Annotated in this window: 17 protein-coding genes and 1 tRNA gene; 7 read left to right on the top strand and 11 right to left on the bottom strand. The window is 47.2% G+C overall.

Features of this window, described 5'->3' with window-relative positions; translation table 11 throughout:
- Nucleotide 1: 1 nt before the first annotated feature.
- From ACQY73_RS28385 to ACQY73_RS28400, 4 genes are all read left to right on the top strand, one after another.
- Complete coding sequence (locus ACQY73_RS28385; protein ID WP_428657555.1) at nt 2-2665, top strand: ABC transporter permease; 2664 nt, start codon at nt 2-4, stop codon at nt 2663-2665.
- Nucleotides 2666-2733: 68 nt separating this feature from the next.
- Nucleotides 2734-5412, top strand: a complete 2679-nt coding sequence (locus tag ACQY73_RS28390) for an ABC transporter permease (protein WP_428657556.1) — start codon at nt 2734-2736, stop codon at nt 5410-5412.
- 92 nt (nt 5413-5504) lie between these two features.
- A tRNA-Ser gene (locus tag ACQY73_RS28395) sits at nt 5505-5591 on the top strand.
- A 237-nt stretch (nt 5592-5828) separates the two neighbouring features.
- Nucleotides 5829-7091, top strand: a complete 1263-nt coding sequence (locus tag ACQY73_RS28400; protein ID WP_428657557.1) for a hypothetical protein — start codon at nt 5829-5831, stop codon at nt 7089-7091.
- Between the two features lie 222 nt (nt 7092-7313).
- Here the strand turns inward: ACQY73_RS28400 and ACQY73_RS28405 are convergent, their stop codons facing one another.
- On the bottom strand, nt 7314-7754 hold the full coding sequence (locus tag ACQY73_RS28405; protein ID WP_428657558.1) for a hypothetical protein: 441 nt from the start codon (nt 7752-7754) through the stop codon (nt 7314-7316).
- 142 nt (nt 7755-7896) lie between these two features.
- Here ACQY73_RS28405 and ACQY73_RS28410 point away from each other — a divergent pair, with 142 nt between their 5' ends.
- Both ACQY73_RS28410 and ACQY73_RS28415 read left to right on the top strand, forming a co-directional pair.
- A complete protein-coding gene (locus tag ACQY73_RS28410) occupies nt 7897-8817 on the top strand; it encodes an amidoligase family protein (protein WP_428657559.1) in 921 nt (306 codons plus the stop codon).
- Nucleotides 8814-9059 (top strand): hypothetical protein, encoded by a 246-nt coding sequence (locus ACQY73_RS28415; protein WP_428657560.1) that lies wholly within the window; start codon nt 8814-8816, stop codon nt 9057-9059. Before ACQY73_RS28410 ends, ACQY73_RS28415 begins: the two co-directional genes overlap by 4 nt.
- Before the next feature lie 149 nt (nt 9060-9208).
- Here the strand turns inward: ACQY73_RS28415 and ACQY73_RS28420 are convergent, their stop codons facing one another.
- Nucleotides 9209-10003 carry a DNA adenine methylase gene (locus tag ACQY73_RS28420; RefSeq protein WP_428657561.1) on the bottom strand — a complete coding sequence of 265 codons (795 nt, stop codon included), beginning with the start codon at nt 10001-10003 and terminating at the stop codon, nt 9209-9211.
- A 385-nt stretch (nt 10004-10388) separates the two neighbouring features.
- On the opposite strand from ACQY73_RS28420, the gene ACQY73_RS28425 reads away from it, so the two are divergent.
- The gene (locus ACQY73_RS28425) at nt 10389-10667 is read left to right on the top strand and encodes a hypothetical protein (protein WP_428657562.1); all 279 of its coding nucleotides are present in this window, start codon (nt 10389-10391) and stop codon (nt 10665-10667) included.
- Between the two features lie 324 nt (nt 10668-10991).
- Here ACQY73_RS28425 and ACQY73_RS28430 read toward each other — a convergent pair whose 3' ends face one another.
- From ACQY73_RS28430 to ACQY73_RS28470, 9 genes are all read right to left on the bottom strand, one after another.
- Entirely contained in the window at nt 10992-11510 is a 519-nt protein-coding gene (locus ACQY73_RS28430; protein WP_428657563.1) for a hypothetical protein, read from the bottom strand.
- Nucleotides 11511-11584: 74 nt separating this feature from the next.
- On the bottom strand, nt 11585-11788 hold the full coding sequence (locus ACQY73_RS28435) for a hypothetical protein (protein ID WP_428657564.1): 204 nt from the start codon (nt 11786-11788) through the stop codon (nt 11585-11587).
- Between the two features lie 72 nt (nt 11789-11860).
- Nucleotides 11861-12724 carry a hypothetical protein gene (locus ACQY73_RS28440; RefSeq protein ID WP_428657565.1) on the bottom strand — a complete coding sequence of 288 codons (864 nt, stop codon included), beginning with the start codon at nt 12722-12724 and terminating at the stop codon, nt 11861-11863.
- 107 nt (nt 12725-12831) lie between these two features.
- Nucleotides 12832-13797 (bottom strand): hypothetical protein, encoded by a 966-nt coding sequence (locus tag ACQY73_RS28445; RefSeq protein ID WP_428657566.1) that lies wholly within the window; start codon nt 13795-13797, stop codon nt 12832-12834.
- 67 nt (nt 13798-13864) lie between these two features.
- Nucleotides 13865-14263: a hypothetical protein gene (locus tag ACQY73_RS28450; RefSeq protein WP_428657567.1), complete on the bottom strand. Its 399-nt coding sequence runs from the start codon at nt 14261-14263 to the stop codon at nt 13865-13867.
- 9 nt (nt 14264-14272) lie between these two features.
- Nucleotides 14273-15043: a S49 family peptidase gene (locus ACQY73_RS28455; RefSeq protein WP_428657568.1), complete on the bottom strand. Its 771-nt coding sequence runs from the start codon at nt 15041-15043 to the stop codon at nt 14273-14275.
- 58 nt (nt 15044-15101) lie between these two features.
- Nucleotides 15102-15647: a hypothetical protein gene (locus ACQY73_RS28460; RefSeq protein WP_428657569.1), complete on the bottom strand. Its 546-nt coding sequence runs from the start codon at nt 15645-15647 to the stop codon at nt 15102-15104.
- A gap of 148 nt (nt 15648-15795) precedes the next feature.
- Nucleotides 15796-16287 (bottom strand): hypothetical protein, encoded by a 492-nt coding sequence (locus tag ACQY73_RS28465; RefSeq protein WP_428657570.1) that lies wholly within the window; start codon nt 16285-16287, stop codon nt 15796-15798.
- Nucleotides 16288-16320: 33 nt separating this feature from the next.
- Nucleotides 16321-19953: a hypothetical protein gene (locus ACQY73_RS28470; protein WP_428657571.1), complete on the bottom strand. Its 3633-nt coding sequence runs from the start codon at nt 19951-19953 to the stop codon at nt 16321-16323.
- Nucleotides 19954-19957 lie beyond the last annotated feature (4 nt).

The following is a 19957-nucleotide window of genomic DNA, read 5'->3' on the forward strand; positions in this document are numbered from 1 at the left end:
TATGACTCCCAACTTACCGCCCCGAAACGTCGGACCGCGCTGGGCTGACCGGCTTTTAGAATGGTTCGTTGCGCCTCACTTACGGGAAGACTTACAGGGTGACCTGTACGAAATCTTTCAAAAGCGGGCGGAGCAGGTCGGTCTTGCCCGCGCCAAACGCGAGTACACGTGGGCGGTGTTGCATTATTTGACACCTTATTTTTTTAAACGCCGTAAGGCAGAATATCCTAAACGTTTTTTACTCAGTCCTGATATGATACGTAACTATTTTAAGATCGCCCGGCGGAATTTAGCCGCCAACAAAGCATTTGCCGGTATTAACATTTTGGGGTTGTCCATTGGGCTTGCCTGTTTTATGCTGATCGCCGTGTTTGTATATGATGAATTGAATTATGATCGGTATGCAGCCAATGCGGAACATATCTATCGCGTCAATATTTCAGTGACCGGCAATGGCGACGTAGCTGTTTATCCGAATGTTGATGCTGCCGTCGGGGAAGGCATTAAAAATGCATTTCCCGAAGTAAAATCATCTGCTCGGCTTCTGTCGGTGAGTGATTTTGTCAAATACGACGACAAACAATTCAAAGAGGATCACCTTGCCTTTGCCGACCTGAATTTTTTGCAACTGTTTTCGATTCCACTCGTTGAAGGGAATGCCGCAGATGCGTTGGAAGCACCCAACAGCATCGTTATTACCAACGATCTTGCAAAAAAATACTTTGGAAATGAAAACCCGTTGGGTAAATCGTTGGCCATAGGCACCCAAAAAACAGCCTATAAAGTGACGGGAATCATTAATAAATTACCCGACAATTCCCATTTTCATTTTGATGCTTTTTTGAGTCTTTCCACGTTTCACCTTACCAATCCCACTTGGAGCAATGTTGGTTATTACACCTATTTGGAGCTGACTGGCAATGCAGACGTTAAAAAACTGGAAGCGAAATTTCCGCAGCTTGTGGCAAAATATGTGGTGCCGGAAGTGCAGCGTGATATGGGAATAAGCCTGGCAGAAGCGCAAAAATCGGTCAACACGTTTCGGTTTTCCCTGCAACCGCTTACCGATATTCATTTGTACTCCAACACAAAATACGAACTGGAGCCCAATGGTGACATCCAATACGTGTATACTTTTTCAATATTGGCGTTTTTTATATTGCTGTTGGCCTGCGCCAATTTTACCAATCTTTCCACCGCCTATGCCGCAAGACGCTCCCGGGAAGTCGGTATTCGAAAAGTGATGGGGTCTATCAAAAAACACCTTGTTTTTCAGTTTTTAATAGAATCGGTTCTGCTTACGTTTTTTGCGATGTTGGTTGCCTACCTTTTGATCTTTCTTTTGTTGCCTTTCTTCAACCAGATTGCCGATAAGCATACCACTTTCAGTTTTTTTCTGGATTATCGGGTGTTGCTGGTTTTGTTTTCAGTAAGCTTTTTGGCCGGTATCATTGCCGGAATCTATCCTGCTTTTTTTCTGTCATCATTCGATATTTTAAAGAACCTGAAAGGCTCTTTAGCTGCGCCAAAAACGCAGAAAAAATCATTACACGGCGGGTTGATCGTGTTTCAGTTCTTTATTTCTACGGTATTGATCATCTCTACCATTGTTGTTAACCGGCAACTGCATTATATGCAAAATAAAAAACTGGGATACGACAAAGACCAGATCCTGTTTTTGTCTGACACAAGAGCGTTGGCTAAAAATCAGGTCGCTTTTCAGCAACAACTGTTACAGAATAAAAATGTGGTTTCGGCAAGTATTTCAAGGAATGTACCGATAGGCAATATAATAGACGGCACACAGATATTTCCCAAAAATGAAACAGGCAACGGCACCGAAATTCACACCGATATTTTTCACGTAGATTACGATTACATACGCACTTTGGGCCTTCAGGTTTTGCTGGGGAGGGATTTTTCAAAGGAATTCTCCACGGATTCTTCGGGGGTGATTATCAACGAATCTGCCGTGCGGGAACTGGGGTGGAATGGCACCAACCCGATTGGCAAATCCATTGTTCGTTCGGGTCAGAAGGAATTCAAGGTGATAGGGGTTATAAAGGATTTTAATTATGCTTCCGTGAAACAAAAGATCGCGCCGCTGATAATGATGCTTGGAAACAACGGCGGTGGTTTGGTATTGAAGGTCAAAACCGACGACGTCCAACCTTTTCTGGCCGACCTGAAAAAGCAATGGCAGGTATTTAATCCCGACGCACCGCTGCAATATCATTTTTTGGATGAGAAATACGCGGCCCTGTATGTTGCCGAGCAACGCACGCAACAACTGTTCACGGTGTTTTCGATGTTGGCGATAATCATCGCCGGACTTGGCTTGTTTGCCCTTTCAGCCTTTGTGATCGAGCAACGCACCAAAGAGATCGGCATTCGTAAAGTGCTGGGCGCGTCGGTGGTCGGGATCGTAGCGTTGCTTTCTAAAGATTTCCTGAAACTGATCATCATTGCTATCGTGATCGCTTCGCCCATTGGTTGGTATGCCATGACCCATTGGCTCGAAAATTTCGCGTACCGAATCAACGTTGAATGGTGGATGTTTGCCCTCGCCGGTATTCTTGCTGTCGGCATTGCGCTGCTGACGGTTAGTTTTCAGGCTGTTAAAGCGGCATTGATGAACCCTATAAAGAGTTTGAAAACAGAATAAGAAAGTGTGTAAGGTGTAAAGGAGAAAGTGTAAAGTAAAATACTTTTTCCACTTTCTTCCTAAAAAATATGAAATCCCGAATCGTCAAACCGCCCCATTGGGCCGATCGTTTACTGGAATGGTTTGTGGCGCCTCATTTGAGAGAAGACCTTCAGGGCGACTTGTATGAAATCTTCCAAAAGCGAGCGGAGCAGGTCGGCCTTGCCCGCGCCAAACGGGAATACAGCTGGGCGGTGCTGCATTATTTGACACCTTACTTTTTTAAACGCCGCAAAGCTGAATTTCCAATCCATCTTTTTCTAACGCCAACCATGATACGTAACTATTTCAAAATTGCCTTTCGAAACCTGATTCAGCAGAAAGGCTATTCAACCATCACCATTTTTGGATTGGCCCTTGGCCTCGCGGTAAGTTTGCTCAGCATTTTGTATGTGGTGGACGAGTTGAGTTATGATCGTTTTAACCATAAATCCGAGCGTATTTACCGCATCAACAGCGATATCACGTTTTCGCAAAAAGAAATGAAAGGCGCAATAGCCCCCACGCCCATGGGGCAAACCCTGAAAAACGATTTTCCGGAAGTAGAGCAGGCTGTAAGGCTTGGAAAATACGGAAGCCATCTGGTAAAAAGCAACGGAAATATCATCCGTGAGTCCCGCGTATTGTATGCCGACTCGACGATTTTTGACGTATTTACGCTGCCGATGCTGGCCGGCAATCCGCAAAAAGCACTGACAGAGCCGCAATCGGTGGTAATCACGGAAAGCACAGCCAAGAAGTATTTCGGCACCATCAACGCCCTTAACAACCTACTGCAATTTGACAACGAAGAAGCGCGGCACGTCACGGGAATCATTGCTGACATTCCTGCGCAATCACACTTTCAGGCAGACTTTTTGCTGCCTTTGCACGAAACCAAAGATGCCAAAGTCAGCAAATGGGGTAACCACATTTTCAATACCTATCTTTTGCTCAAACCGGGCACTGACCCTAAAGCGGTGGACGCCAAATTTGAGCGGGTGCTTCAAACGTATCTGGACCCGGCATTGCGACAATTCTTCCAAACCACGCTTGCTGAAGTCCGCAAAAAAGGCAATAATTACAGCTATTCGCTGATGCCGTTGCGAGATATTCACTTGCATTCCGACCGTCAGGGGGAACTTTCCGCTAACACTCCCATTGAGTACGTTTATTTCTTTCTGCTCATTGCGTTGTTCATTCTGTTGATTGCCATCTTTAATTTTGTCAATCTCGCCACGGCCCGCTCGGCCAAACGCGCCCGGGAAGTGGGCGTCCGGAAAGTGATGGGTTCCGCCCGCTTTGATCTGGTCTTTCAGTTTTTGTCCGAATCGCTGCTGACCAGCTTTTTTGCGTTATTGGTTGGTATTGGTTTGGTATATTTGTTATTGCCGTCTTTCAACGAATTGGCTGATAAAACCCTTGTTTTTACACGATTGTTGACTACTTCGTCGGTGCTATATTTAGTGATAGGCACGGGATTGGTAGGTATCCTTGCAGGAGTATATCCTGCCTTTTACCTTTCTTCTTTTTCGCCCATCAAGGCCCTGAAAGGGAAGTTATGGGCCGTTCCCAAACGGCAAAGCCTTCGCGGGTATTTGGTGGTTTTTCAATTTGCTTTGTCCGTTTTACTCATCATCGGCACCTTGCTTATTCACCAACAACTGCACTATATACAAACTAAAAAACTCGGATTTAATAAAGAGCAGGTAGTCATCGTGAAAACTGCCCAATCTACGGCTTCGGATGTGATGACGTTCAAAAATGAGGTATTGCGGAGTCCGTCCGTCAAAATGGGAGCAGTGAGCGGTTTTCTGCCTGTGGCCTCCAACCGTGGGAATGATATGTGGTATCCGGTAGGTACTACCGACGAAAAACGTTCCGTCAACATACAGGAATGGCAGGTTGACCCGGATTACATTCCGACCCTGGAGATGAAGTTGGTGCAGGGCCGAAATTTCATTAAAGGCCGCCGAACCGACAGCAGCGCCGTCATTATCAACGAAAGTGCGGCCAAACGATTGGGATATCAAAATCCCATCGGCAAAACCATCCATAAAACGGGCGGCGAACAACTGACCATCGTTGGAATGGTAGAAGATTTTCATTACGAATCCCTGCGCACTAACATTGAACCTGTCGTGATGGTTGTCAACGGAGCGATGCTCGGCAGCAGCATCGAAAAAGCATTTTTGGAGGCCGTTTCCTTCCGCCTTACTACCAACGACATTCCGTCGGCTCTGGGGATAATGGAGAAAACTTGGAAACAAATCGCTCCCGGGCAGCCGTTTGATTATTCGTTCCTGAGTGATGACTTTGAGGCCATGTACCGTACCGAGCAGCGCAGCGAGCAGTTATTTACTTCGTTTGCGTTGGTCGCCATCCTCATTGCCTGTCTGGGGCTTTTTGGACTGAGCGCCTTTGCTGCCGAACAACGCACCAAAGAGATCGGTATCCGCAAAGTGTTGGGCTCATCCGTGACGGGCATTGTGCGCCTGCTTTCCAACGATTTTCTCAAACCCGTCCTTGTAGCCATCGTGGTAGCTTCTCCTATCGGTTGGTACGCCATGCAGCGTTGGCTCAATGATTTTGCTTACCGCATCGACATTGAATGGTGGATCTTTGCCCTCGCCGGTATTCTTGCGGTGGGCATTGCGCTTTTGACGGTCAGTTTTCAGGCCATCAAAGCGGCGCTGACCGATCCCGTAAAATCCCTGCGTGCGGAGTAAGGGTATGACTCTTTTCGCGAACGCTCTTAAATTATGTTCACAATAGTTGTGTGCCAACGGACTTTCGGTTAGTTTTGCACCCTGAAATAAACAGAGAGGTGTCCGAGTGGTTGAAGGAGCACGCCTGGAAAGTGTGTATACGGGTAACCGTATCGAGAGTTCGAATCTCTTCCTCTCTGCTGTAAGGTATTGTAAGTGAGGCCACCGCTATATTTAAAGCGGTGGTTTTCTGTTTCTTAGCTATTGACTTCTAATCCCCTGCGCTACGGTTACGTTTGCGGTTACGTCAGAATTTGGCGGTTACGTCACTTTTTGACGTAATCGTGACCGATAAAAAATTTAGCATACTTTTTGATAATCTTCTCACCCATGGGTAGTGTGGCGCAAGCTCACTACTTATGTTTAATATCCAACAGATGTATATTTTGTTTTGGTTTCGTAAATCGGAAGCCAAAGAAGAAGTAATGCTTAGAAAACAATACCCTGACTATGACACACTTGGCAATATTTGCTGCAAAGTGACTCTTGAGGGCGAAAGTGTCCAAATGGGCTACGTTCACATAGAATGCAGAAAGTCCGTTTGGGATGCTGAACAACAAAGAATTATTGGCAGTGATGCCAAGATCAGGAATCATAATAAACGTTTAGATGAAGTAAGAATAAAAATTGAGCGAATTTTCAGCTTACTCCAAATCGAATTTGAGTATGTATCAGCAGATATGGTGAAGGACTATGTGACGGAAAAGAAGATGTTTCGTTACACGATCACCCAGCTGTGTACAGAGTATTTTAAAGATCGACAATTGGATGTAAAAAATAAATTGATTGTTCAGGCCACCGTGGATGTTCAGGAGAATTATTCCCGGAACTTTTTGAACTACTTGGAGCAGGAAAAACTCTTGAAAAGACCTCCAAGATCATTTGACGAAACAATTCTCAGCGGATTTAAAACTTATCTACTAGACACCAACAACTTTAGCTACCCACACACCTACAAGCACTTGGTCTGGTTTAAATCTTTGTTTAAGCACTCATTGGATAAAAAAAGAATCAAGGTCAATCCAGTGGAAGAATGTGGAATCGGGAGCGATAATACCAAACCCGATACGACACATCTGACGGTGGAGCAACTCTCCAAGTTGGCATGCTTTGATTTTTATGACCTTGCCAAACGCGGCTTTATCACGGAGCAAACGGCTAAAAAATGCGATCTCGAACGGGATGCGTTTGTGTTCAATTGCTTTAGTGGAATGCACCATTGTGACTATACCAATAAAGCCTTCAGGATTGAAAAGTACAGGGTTGACACTTTCTTAAAGGGGAGCCGGCAGAAAACCGAGAAAGAATTCATGGTTAAACTGCTCGAACCCGCATTACACGTTTTATCAAAATATGGTGGTGAGATTAAGAATCTTCCCGTCAAGTCAAATCAAAAAAGGAACGATACCTTAAAACAGATCGCGGTGTTAGTGGGCATCCCGGTGGTCATTTCGACCAAGATTGCCCGCAAAACCTTCACGGACATTGCCCTCAATGAGTTGATGATGGAAATCAAAGACGTAGTGGCGTGTCTGGGGTTGAAAAACGACCGATATCTGGAACACTATGGCAGAATCCGAGAGAAAAGACTTGCGGTGAAAATGAGTATGTCATGGAATGACATTATGAAATCAGCTTAACACTCCAAAAATCAATTAATCATCTGCCACACTACCCGTGGCTACACCTTTACCAAAATTTGAAAATGAAAAGCGAAGCAGGTGAATTCCCGCTTCGCTTCTTTGTGATTTGACGTCGGTGTATTTCCGCTGCGGCTTCACAATGTGAAGTGCCTGGCTTTAATTGCCCAGGAATAATCACGGCGGGAACAGGCGCCGAATAACAGTGATCGATAAATCACACTATTCAGTTAAGGTTTTGATGTAGAAATAGTCAATGCCGCCTTCTTTTGGAAATAGGGAAATGCTTTGAATTTCTTCATAATCTTTCCAACGCATTACATTTGGGTTGCTGAATGCAGGATCAGCCGCGGGGAGGCCGATGATTCCGAGGGCGGTCTTATCGAATGTGCCATTGTTGAGGGTGACGGTTATCCAATCGGCCTTGCCATTGATGAATACGATTTCGACTGCTCCGGCTTTGTAACTGTACTTCGGGTTTTTTTTGCCTTCGATTTTAATGGGCTCCATCTCGGTAGCTTCGCCGAGGGCAGCAGCTACTTCTTTTACGGAATGCCCGGCAATATTTTTAATCTCCAATAGCGGCGGCTGGGAGGTGGTGGTTTGGCTATCGCCACAACTTAGAATCATAATCATGCTTAATAAGGCAAGTAGTTTACTCATTTGTTTGTAGATTTTTGGTGAGCCCGAAACTAACAGAAAATCAGCGAAATAAAGAGAAAAGAGTTGGCCAACAACTTGCTTGGCGCGATAGTTAGTGCGTTGTTTGTCCTATCAAAAACAACGGTAAAACACTGATAGATAGATGAATACGCAAGTAATTTTAAACAACGCAAGCCTTACAAAAACCGAGAAAATTCGCCAGCTTTTAGCTTTAGGATTAACCAGAAGAGAGGTAGCGGATTTGACCGGAGGTAATTACGGATTTGTTCAGAATGTTTTTGCAAAATACTGGCCAAACCAAGTTCAATCAAAAGGGATTTTTCGCCCATCCATTTTCAACAAAAAATTCGGGATTGAGATTGAAGCCCACGGGGTGGCACGCTCAAAGGTTCTTGCCGCCATCAGAGCAGCGGGAATCAACATCGAAGATGAAAGCTACAATCATACGACTCGCGGATGGTGGAAAATAGTAAGCGACTCAAGCATCAGCGGCGATACCGGCTTTGAAATCGTAAGCCCAATATTGGAAGGCGAAGCGGGACTGGAGCAATTGAGAAAGGTTTGTGAGGCTTTGACATCGGTAAGAGCAAAAATCAATAAAAGCTGCGGAACGCACGTTCATTTTGATGCCGCAGGAATGACCATCGGCGATATCAAAAATTTGATGCTTAATTATGCTACCTACGAAAACCAAATCGACAGCTTTCTACCAAACAGCCGCAGAGGAAATAACAACGACTACTGCAAAAGCCTTCGGAATGACAGAGCGAAAATCGAAGCCGCCAATAGCATCAGCGGACTGGCCACGGCCATCGGCACACGCTATCGGAAAATTAACCTGCAAAGCTTCATCCGCCACGGAAGCATTGAGTTTCGCCAACACAGCGGAACCACCGAATTTGAAAAAATTAAGAACTGGGTGGTTTTTTTACACAATCTGGTAGACTACTCAAAAAAGCATCGGGTAACGGATCAGGAAGCAAACTTTGAAAGCCTACAAAAATTTAACCAAGAGGAGATTTACACTTACCTTTATAACCGCAGAAACGATTTAAGCGCATGACATACAAAACGACCACCGGGGAGGTACTGCAAGGCAGTACTTCCCCCGAGATATTGAAAGGCTATCAGCAGACGTCAAAATTTGACGCCGAAAAATCCTACCTTGATTTTCTAAATGACGTTTGGCAAAGATTGGATGAGTGGGAAGGAAAAGGAGTAATAAAGCCGGAGCAAGCATCAATGGATAAATACGTTCTTTTGAGATTGATTGAACACGGCTTCCTGATTGAAGCCGAAGAATAAAGAATATTATTGTTGTTTTTGTTTGGAATACCTCGCTGACGGTTGTCAGCGAGGTATTTTTTTGAAAACATTTGAAAACAAATGATCATCCCACGGTATAAATACCGATGGAATCAGGAAGAGTACTTAGGCGACTCCGGGGGTGTTTTTCAATAATTCCACGTCAGGCATTCAATCTTCTTTTTGTTTTCCTTTCGACGGCCATCGACGGCGAGGGACTTTTCGTGGGTTTCGTGTTTCCAGCCATACTCTTTACGGTAGTCGGTGAGAATTTTTTCAGGATAACTCGATAGTAGGAATTTCCCCTCCATCGATGCGCAGGCCTCGAGCAGCTGTCGAAAGTCTTCTTCTGAGTAGCCTGAATAGTGGCCTTGGTTCGCTGAAACATACGGCGGATCAAAGTAGAAAAACGAGTCGGGAGAATCGTAGGCTTTTATGACCTTGAAAACATCGTTGGATTCGATGGTGGTCTTTTTGAGTCGGTCACGGTAAGCTGAAGTAATAGCCTCTTTTTTGTTGAACAGCTTCAACGGACATTTGCCGTTTCGGTCATAGCCGAAGCCGGCTCCTATCATGCTCCCAAAACTCATATTGGTTTGTACCCATACCGCCCATGCGGTTTTTAGGTCATCGCTTGGGGTGCCTTCGTAAATCAGGTCGGCGAGTTTGTGCTGAGCACGTGAGTGAAAAGTTTCATCAATTTTTTCCTTCAAAGCGTCAAAATCATACTTCAACACTTTGTAAAAAGTGATGAGGTTGTTATTGAGGTCATTGACGATTTCGGCCTCGGAAGGAGGCTTACCCCAGAAAACCGCACCTCCCCCGAAAAAGGGCTCAACATAAATTCGGTGGATGGGGATTTTCGGCAGAATCTGGGGGAGCATCATTTGCTTACCCCCATAGTACGTAATGGGAGTTTTTAAGAGTGGTTTCACGGCTGTCATAGTATGCTGTTTTTATATTGGGCCGCAAAACTATTGGGGTATCGCTTGCATGAAAGGACGGAATTTGTCAACTTTAGGACGGAATAGCGTCATTTTTTTGACACTAAAAACAGCGGCACCAGCTGAACAAAACGGACAATAATATGAGTGAACAATTTAACCAATGCAAAGAGCTTGGCAGAAAGCACTTTGCTAAAATCAACGCGATGAGTTCGCGTTGGAAAAGCCGTTTTATTCCTGCTTACGTAAGGGAGCATCTTATGGTGCCCTACTACCTCACAGAGGTGGGCGGTGAGCAGGTGCTATACGTAATCCAGTACCCCATAGAAGGAGGGAGGGTAGAGTTCCTCCCCTTAGCCCGGGGTACTATACCAGAAGGGCCATCATGAAACCACCGACATTTTTATTAGCACACAACGAAGCCGCCCAACCAGGAGCGGCTTTTATTGTTCATACCAAAGAGCCTGCATTCATAGGTCGAATCATAAGCTTCAACAACGCCGAAGAACTTCATCAATTTGTGAATGATAATGAATGTGTTGTTGTGAATGAACAAGTTATCGTTCACATTTTGAATTACTTTACTTCAAATGAATTCACAAGAATTGAAGTAATAAAAAAGCGGTTGAAATTTTGGATGCTTGCAAATTGGGTCCGGAAATAGCCTTTCAGATATTCGTCAAATTTTACTTTTTACCGCCGCCAACGTTAAAGGGCGCGCAGTTCGACGTGTGTGTGGTTTATTCTGTATATTCTCAAAATCGGACAACCATCTGTACATCTGCCGGTTGTCTGAGCGCCTCAGTTTAATTTTTTTGGAGGGTATTTTGATAAGTTAGCAACAATTCTGTGTGCGTCTTATCCAATTTTATAATTTTCCTGACCACCTCGGGATTGGGAGAAGGATATGACGCCACGAGTTGGTTGGAAAGCTGACCGGCTTCGAGAACTACATTTCTGATTTGCTCCCTCAGCCGGTCAGACTCACTTACTTCGTTGGTTCCTCTTTTTTTTTAGCGGGAGCCTTTGGCTTTTCTTCCTTTTTTGGCGCTTCTTTTGCCTTTTCTACAGGAGGTTTAGCGGCTGAAGCATCGGCAGGTTTAGCGGGGGTGCCAAGTTGTTCAACTTTTGTTTGAGCCTGATCCGTTGGCTTAGTTTCGACCTGAGCATCGGCAGGTTTGGCGTTGCCAGCTGTGGACTTTTCACCTTGGCCAGCCTCGGTAGATTCAGCGGGTGTCGATGGATTCAGCGTGACGATTTTGGTTTCGACTGGAGCATCGGCAGGTTTAGTGGGAGCCTCATCCACAATATCTTTTACCGATACATATACAGTTTTGACGACACCACCATCTGGAGCATCAGCAGATTCAGCGGGTGTCGATGGATTCAGCGCGGCGATTTCGGCTTCGACGGCGGCAACGGCGGCGGCATTTTCTTCGCTTGGATTGCGCCGATGGGCACGCTTGGCGAGCCAGAGTTCGGCTTCAAGGGTTTCAATTGCTTTCATTTTGGGGAGGGGATATAAACAAATGGCCGGGTATACCGGCCATTTGTTTTGGTTTGAACTGATTATTTGACCTTTTATTTAACCTTCGCTACTGTTAGGGCAGCTTCAGGGAGTTTTTCAATGACGGTGCAGCCTCCTCGATGGAAGATTTCGGCTTCAGTATCGGTCATGGTTTCGGCGATATCGGCGATGCAAACCGTGCGACCTTTGATAGGGTGAAACCACGTTTCTTTTTTCGCGGCTTCCATGTCGGTGATTCTGTACTTGGTGAGCTTCATTTTTTTGGTTTGTTAAAAAAGGTTATTAAAAAAGTTGGGAGGCAATCTCCCAACTTTCAAAACGATGGCACTTTAGGCTGCGGCAGGAAGCGGCTCAACGGCGAAGGTGGCCGTGGCGTTGAGAGGAATCACCGGGAACATGAAACCGTCGTTCTTCGCCATGAAGGTGATTTTCTGCGGATCAGAACCTTTCGCACCGGAGTCGGCATTAATTTCAAACTCCAACGGCACATCCAGCGACCCGATAAAGTAGTTGATGTTGTTGTTACCACGGGCAATAATTACGCATGGTGTGTTCAACAAACGCGCTACCAGTGATACCGAATCTTTGTCAATTCCGTAGTAATCGAACGTAATATTTTGCTCGAAACTTTGGTTGCCTGACTTTCCTTTGGAAGCAAATCCCCACTTAGTTGTATCATAAGCCGCCTGAATTTCAATAAATTTCTTAGGCGTTGGTGTAGCGATGAGCGGTATCGGGTCGGTTATTTCTCCAGTGACTGCATCGTCGTAGGTTGGGTACTCCAAGTCCTGAAAATATTCAACCGGTGCAATGTAGAGGCGTTTCATCCCACCCGGTTTGGGGCCGCACTTTCGTCGTAACCCGGTTAGTGCAAGGCAGGAATACACCGCAGCAGGAGGAGCCACCGGAACTTCAGAGAAGGGCGTATCCGTGAGCGGACTGTGGGCTTTGACGAAATCAACGACCTCACGGGCAATGTCGGTGAGATTTACGGCTTCTCTTACCAGGGCAATCTCATTCTGAACATTGGCAAGCGTGTGCGTGAAATCAAACTTGAGGTCATGTTCGTCCTGAACGATGATAATCGAAACCTGTTGGCGTTCGGCCTGAGCACGAATGGCTTCCTGAGCTTGAGCGTGGGCGATGCCTGAACCAATCAGTAGGATGGCGTAGGCTGAAAGCAGTTTTTTCATTGTGATTTTGAAAGTTTTGGTGTGATTTTCTGGTTTATCTATCAGTGGGAAAATGTGGGGGTTGTCATTCCCGACAACCCCCCTGAGGGCAATCATAGGCCCTATTTTTAGACCTTGTTGTTGCGAACGATGAACTTACCGTAGGCAAAATCAAACGCGGCGCGGAAGAACAGGTTGACCTTCCAGCCTTTGACGTCCTGAATGATAGTGAGACGGTTTTGGCCACCATCCGTACCGAAGAACAGGTTGCTTGGAGGCGTGATGACCACGGTCTCTTTTCCTGCCAAACCTACGTCGATGGTAAACACCAAGTTTTCGTAGTCGTCAGCCGAAACAGCTACGTCTTTTGGACCTACTGAGTCAGGGAATTTGGTGCGACGGCCACGGTCGTAGCGCTGCTTCATGCGGCGTGAAAGACGGATTTCGGCGCGGCTTTCAGCAAGGCGGGGAAGTACGTCAGCGTATTTGTCACACAATGCCTGAATGTGGTCATAGACTGCTGCATCGTCGGCAAAGGTGGTTACCGTGAGCGTATTGGCGGCGGGAATGCTGCTGTCGGCAACACCGGCAATCATTTTGTAGAGCAGACCGTCCAAGGCGTACAGTGATCCTGTTTGTGCAGTATCGGCATCGCCTTTCCAAGAGGAGTTTTCGCGAAGGAATAAGCCTTGGCCTTGGATAATTTCACGCAAAAAGAACGTCTCGAACGGATTATCAAGGGTCTCCTGAACACTTCCGACACGTTTGACATTGCGCAACCAAGACTTGGCCATCGAAATAAGCTGCGAACGCGGGATAAAAATATCAGCGTCTACCTCCTGCATTTTCCACTTCCGGTAGCCAAATTCGGCAGCTTTTACGGGCGTGTAATCGTCGGAAGCAACACGCAGGATGTCCATCACGCGCATGTTGGTGATAACTTCCTCATCGTCAGCATAGCGAACGTCGAAGTCGTTATTGATTTGCTGAAAGCCGTCCTGAATTAAATCAGTAATGATTTCGGGGTTGGCTTCGACATAGCGCTGCAAATCGGCGGGAATCGCAGTGTAGTCAAGGGATTGAGTTAGAGGCATGGATATTAAAAAAATTAAAAGTTGGTTCGATGATTAAAAACTGAGGGACACAAATGCCCCTCAGTGGTTACTTTTTAGTACCCTTCGAGGTAATTGCCTCCAGAGCGGTGCGCATCAGGCTTCCTTCAGGGAATTTGGAGAGGATGTCATCGCCTGTTTGGTTCTGATCCTGACCCGGAATGATCGCCTGAGTTGTTTTGGAGTGGTTGGCTTTCCACGTGCGCAGCTGCTCCGCTTCGGTTTTCAGCGTGTCACGTTCGGAAGTCAGGGAAGTGACCTTTGTTTGGAAGCCGTCACGCTCGGCGGCGAGGGTGGTAATTTGGCCGTTAAGGCCTTCAATAGTGGCCTGTACCTGAGCCGCTTCAGCTTCGGCGGCATTCATGACTTCTTGGGAAGCATTTCCCGATATGTAGGCAAAGGCGGAACCAAAAAAGCGGGAAAAAACGGAGGATTCGGAACGGTTCATAAGTGTGGATTATTTGTCGGAAAGTTTGATTACTCGTTCAAGGGCTTGGGCGTAGGTGCCTTTGCGGTCGGCCAGTCCCACGGCCACGGAAGCGTCGGAGTCGAAGGTGTCGCCGTTCCAGACGGCGTCGGATTTGATGCGCATCCCGCGACCGCGACGCACGTAGGATTTGAATTCGACGTTGGCGGCGTTGACCCGGGCTTGGAATCGGTCGGCTGATTCTTTGTCGAGCGGTTCGAAGGAATTGGGCACGGCCTTACGGGTCGAACCTTCGGAACGAAAAACGTGGACTTTGGTTCCCTGCTTTTCGTACATACCGCTTTGGTCGTAGTGGATGTAGATCGTGCCGATGCTGCCGATCTCGGTGGAACTCTGCGGCTCGGCATGGATCTCGTTGGTCTGGGAAGCGATCCAGTAACCTGCCGAGCAACAGTACGACGTGTGGGTGACGATGGGTTTGGGGTACTTATAGAGGAAGTCGGCAAAGGCTACCAACTGATCCACCATTCCTCCCGCCGTTTTGATCTCCATCAAAATCCCTTTGACATCCTGCGCACGGGTGGCCAGTTCAAGCACCCGTGTATAATAGTTGATGGCGTAGGGACTGATATAGCCATCAATGGACACTTCCAATATGGATGGATTTTCGGGATTCCGAAGGTAATTGAGCCGCTGCATATCCTCTCGTGAGAGGGAAGGATACGACGAGGCTTGCGGAACGCTGATGTGCGTTTCGTCTTTGATTGCGTAGAGACCGGAGGGAATAACGTGCACCATCATGAGATTGATTGACGGTACAAGTTTCGGAGGTACTAACGGTAAAGGAAAGGACGTTTTTTTAAGAGAACGTCCTTTCAAAAGCGGATGAGAAGTACCGGAGAGGGCTTGGGAGTGCGTTGGTATTGTATGGCGGTTGGGGTGTACGTCCCGAAAGAAATACGGTGCTGGAAGTCTTATCGGTGATGGATTGGACGTAGGAAAGCGTGAGCGGATAATCGGGAGTGCCGGCAATGTAAACGTTATGGTTGTGATCCTGAAAGAACGCAATCCAACGATATCCGCGACGCTTTTCCAACTCTTTGTTGATTCCTGCCAAAAGAAGCGGAACCGTCCCCTGTATACTTATAGCGTATAGGGGGCCATCAGTACTTTGATTCTGATTCAGGCTGTAGGTACAGGTTTTGTATTCAAAATCAAAAATGATGGTTTGGGCATAAGGATTGAACGCCACGGATTCGATGGGGAGCGTTTGGGTGTCATCGTGGTCAAACAGTAAGGCAGGATCAGGGAGGTCGATGACATCCTGACTCGGTATCAGGATCAGCCGACGAACGAAGCCCGCATTGGGGCAACCTTTCCAACTCCCGATTTTAATGGTTTCCATGATTTTTAGGGGACGGGTTTTTGAGGTATGGAGGTACTGAAAATATTTTTATAAAAAACTTTAGGCGTTGATTTGCATTGAGTTAGAAAACATGGCTCTTTTTGGCAGCAATACACGAAACGTCGCATTTATACACGAAACGTCGCATTTACACACACATCGCCGTTTTTGTAGCGGAAACGTCGCAAAATTTTTCCTGTTTCAGGGCCGTTTTTTCTTCGTACAAACGCAGCTTTCTCAGGGCGGCATTGACGGTGAGGTCGTCATCGTCGATGTTGTACATTTCCAAAAAAGCAATGACGTGCGGTTGGTAGTTGCGCGTGATGCGGTGACCGTTCAGGCAGTAATAACGGATGGCTTCATCAAACTCATCACTTAGGATCTTGGTCAGGTAATGAAGGCGATGGGGAGGGATGTGCAAAAGCTTCGCGTCCTGATAAATCTTTACGCAAATTACGCAGCCTTCAGGGTCAGCGATGGGATGCGAGGTAAAGTTTTTCTCCAAAAACGATTCTATCAGAATGCCAAGGGTTTCGTCTCTCCTGACGTAAATACTACCCTTTTCATACCGATAATTCTTCTCCAGAAACTTCTTAACGTAGCGGGGAACAGGAATTTTTACTTCTATTTTCCGATTCATTGGTAATTTTTCTCTAAAATATGAATAATACCACTATTTTCTTCCTAAACTTGAAATTGCACCGATTATGCCATCTAAACGACCGCTTTGGTTCGTATCTCTGACGGCTCCTTCGACCGCTTTGGTGGCATCGACGGTCTGACCAACTCCTGCGATCACAAACTTGGTGGCACTGACATTTTCTTTGGTATTCTTGGCAATTTCTTCCAACAATTTCAACTGTTTTTCACCCTGCTCCCTTGCAGCGGCACCCTGAGCGGCGGCATCATCGACTCCTTCTACCCCACCGGAGCCACCGGTATAGCTGCTTGTGTCGACATCAAATTCACCACCGCCACTCGAAGCGGCGGCGTTGGCTTCCGCTTCGGCAGCCGCAGCCGCTTTTTTGGCTTTTTTACCCTTGCCAAAGAAGTTCTTTTCCCAAAACGGACGGTCACCTTCGGCTTTGAATACACCGCCTGATTCATACTTCTTTTTGCGTTTGAGCGGCTCGGGACGTCCGCTCATCGACTGGTTGATAATTTCATCCAGCGTGTCGCGGTGGTAGTCGGTGACGGGACTGGAGACAATGTACGCTTCTTTGTTTTCAACCTCGGCTACCTTTTCCCCGGTTTGGCTGTCAATCATGTTGATGCCTCCTTCTTTGTGGGTTGATCCGCGCAAAACACCTGCATTGCGGAAGGTACCCCCACGGGCAAATTGCGGCTCGGGTTGATTCTTAATCTTGACGACCTGCAAGCCGGTGGCCACCGCCGTCAATGCTGCAAAGACCAAGTTTAGCGGAAACATTCCCGACGCGAGCGCTTTGATAGTGGCTAACGCCCCCGATATCAATGCCGATGCGATATCGGCTTTCTTCTGGTTTCGGAAGTTCTTCAGCTTGGCTTCTTTCTCCTTATTGGCAGAGTCTTTATTGATTGAATCAATGCTTTGTTCCTGCTTCTTTTTGGCACTCAGGATGGAGGCATTGTACTTATCGTTGATGCTTTTTTTCTGGGTGGTGAGCTGCTCTTCGATGGCCTTGGCTTTGGTGGCTCCCAAGGTTTCCTGCATGATGTTGGCCTTGACGGTGGCGACTTTATCGTCGCGCTCGGCCTTCAATCGGTCGGCTTCTTCCTGATTGCCTTTGTCGCGGGCATCTTTGATTTTGGCCTGATATTCCAACTCCAATTTCTGCTTGGCGTTGGTGAAGTCATTGTTGAGTTGGGTGAGCTCTCGCTTTTCCAGATTATTGGCCAACAGTTCCTGCTCAACGCGGTCCAATTCGGCAGCTTCCTGTGCTTCGATATCGGCAAGTATCTTGTCTGTTTCAGCTTGTGAAGCGGCTATTTTGCTGCTTTTTTCCTTCTCAATATTGGCCAACTCTTTGTTCAGCCGTTCTTCGGAAAGCTGCTTGAGAAATGATACCGATGCTTGAGCCAACTGACCCACGGCCTCGTACTTTTCGGTATTCTCGGCGAGGCGAGTTTGCCATGCCTGTTTTTCTCCCTGCACGATATTGGAAGCGTGCTGCACAAAACCGTTCAGGTCACCTTTCAATAAAGCGGTGATGGCATTGGAGCCTTCAGTCCACTTAGCGGTTCGGGCCTGTTTTAAATCCTCTTCAACCGCCTTAATATCGGCGGCGGTTTTGGCTTCGGCGGTCAGACGCTCATCGCGGGAGCGGTCTTCGATGGCTTTTACAGCCGTGGCCAACTGACCGCTATCGGTGATTTTGCGGGCGGCTTCGGCTTTATCAGCGGCTTCTTCGGCGGCAATTTTCTCCAAATGGAAGCGGAGCTCGGTTTCGAGACGTTCCTTTTTGATGGCTGAAAGCTTGGTGGCATTGCCTTTGGCGGCTACTTCCTTGAAGTCCAGGAGAGCCATCTCCGCTTGCTTTTCCTGCTCACGGATGAACTTATCGGCTTCGGCACGCTTTTCGGCAGCTTCTTTGTCGGCTTTGGTTTTTTTATCCCGGAACTCGGCTTCTTTAGCCGCTATTTCAGCTACCATTTGGCCGTGAAGCAGCTTCAGTTGGGCATTCTTGTTGGCATCCGTGGCCACCGACGCCATCACTTCCTCTTTCTTCAGGTCGTATTTTTGGGCAATGGCGGTACGCTCGCGGGCCAACTCATCTTTGATGGTGCGCAGGTGGGTTTCGGCCTCCAGTTCCGCTATTTTTTTGATAGCTTCATCGTTGGCTTTGGTCACTTCGGCAAGGTGCTTTTCTTCCTGCTTTTTTGCTTCTGCCTTGCCTTTTTTATCCTCCTCGTTTTTGGCCTTGGCGTACTTTTTCCCCTGCTCACCACCGGCAAACTCAGCGGCTACACCCGCCGCAGGGTTCTTCCACATATTGGCTACATCCTGCACTCCTTTCTCTGTATTATCCTTCATGGCCATGACACTTTTGGCCCCATAACTAACGGAATCGTCGAGAGACTTTTTAGCTCCGGTGAGGTTTCCCTGTGTGAGTTTTACAGCGGCATCGCCAAGCGAATAGATGGCCATCCCTGCATTTTTGACCGTATCCACCAAGCCTACCACCATGCTTTTGGCAATGATGAGCACCGAGCCTATCGCTTTCCCGACTAAAGTGAGCACGGGAATGGAGGCAACGAGCAGGTCAAGGATCGCAATAAAAACAGGACGAAGGCCGTTGCCCAGCGTGACCATCATGGCATCGAATGAATCGCCCAAGTTGGAGGTTTTACCGCCGAGCGTTTCCATCATTTTGGCATTTTGACCCGCTACGCCTGTCATAGCGCCCATGGCAATCATGGCATCGTAGATGGCCTCCTCGTTGTTTTTAACAACTTTGGTTTGGCCTTTAAAAACGAGCGAAATATTATCTCCCTCCTTTTTTGCCTTGATTCCAAACTCTTTCAATCGTTCAAACTCACCCGTTTGGGCATCCAATACCGCTTCCACTAGTTGGTCAAAGGTTTTGCCTTGGCTTGCGGCAAGGTCAGCGAGTGCGACCATCTCCTTCTGACTCGGTCGAAGCCCTCGGTTGACCATTTTTACATATCCTTCGGTGAGCTCATCGACGCTGAAGGCGGTATTCGCGGCCATGATTTTGATGGCCTCCATACTGGCTTTGGCTTGCTTTTCGCTGCCCAAGGCCGTAGTCAACACCTTTTCGTACTTTTCGAACTTGGCCGTGATATCGAAAATGGCCTTGCCTGTACTGATGATAAACTGAATGACCTGAAGGGCAATCATGGCATTGAACGCCGCCGATACGGTTTTTACACCGCCCGCGAAATTGCTCCAGAGGGTGGGTTTGGCAGTGGCCTGAAGTGCCGTATTGGTGCCTTTGACCTGCTCATTGACTTTCTTCAGCTGGGTTTCCGCTTCCGAAAGTTTTTTGACGGCGTTGTTGAAGGCAGTAGTACCGGGCACGAGTCCTTTGAGGTCGGTGGTAAGTTGCTTGACGTGGTTGTTGAGTTGCCCCCACGTAAGCTTGGTCACGTCCACGTTGGCGCGGTGCGTTTTGACGGCTTTGTCGGCTTCGTCGACCTGCTTTTTCACTTTCTTCCATTCCTCGCTCCCTTCGCCCACGGTTTTGGCCACGGTCTTGAGTTCCTTCTGGAGGTTTTTGGCCTTGGTTTCCAGCGCCGTCATTTCGACGTTGGCTTGCTTGGTTTCGAGCCGCAAATCAATGACGGCCTGTTCTCTTAAATCCATTGCG

Source organism: Runella sp., from assembly GCF_965279615.1.
Lineage (GTDB): Bacteria > Bacteroidota > Bacteroidia > Cytophagales > Spirosomataceae > Runella.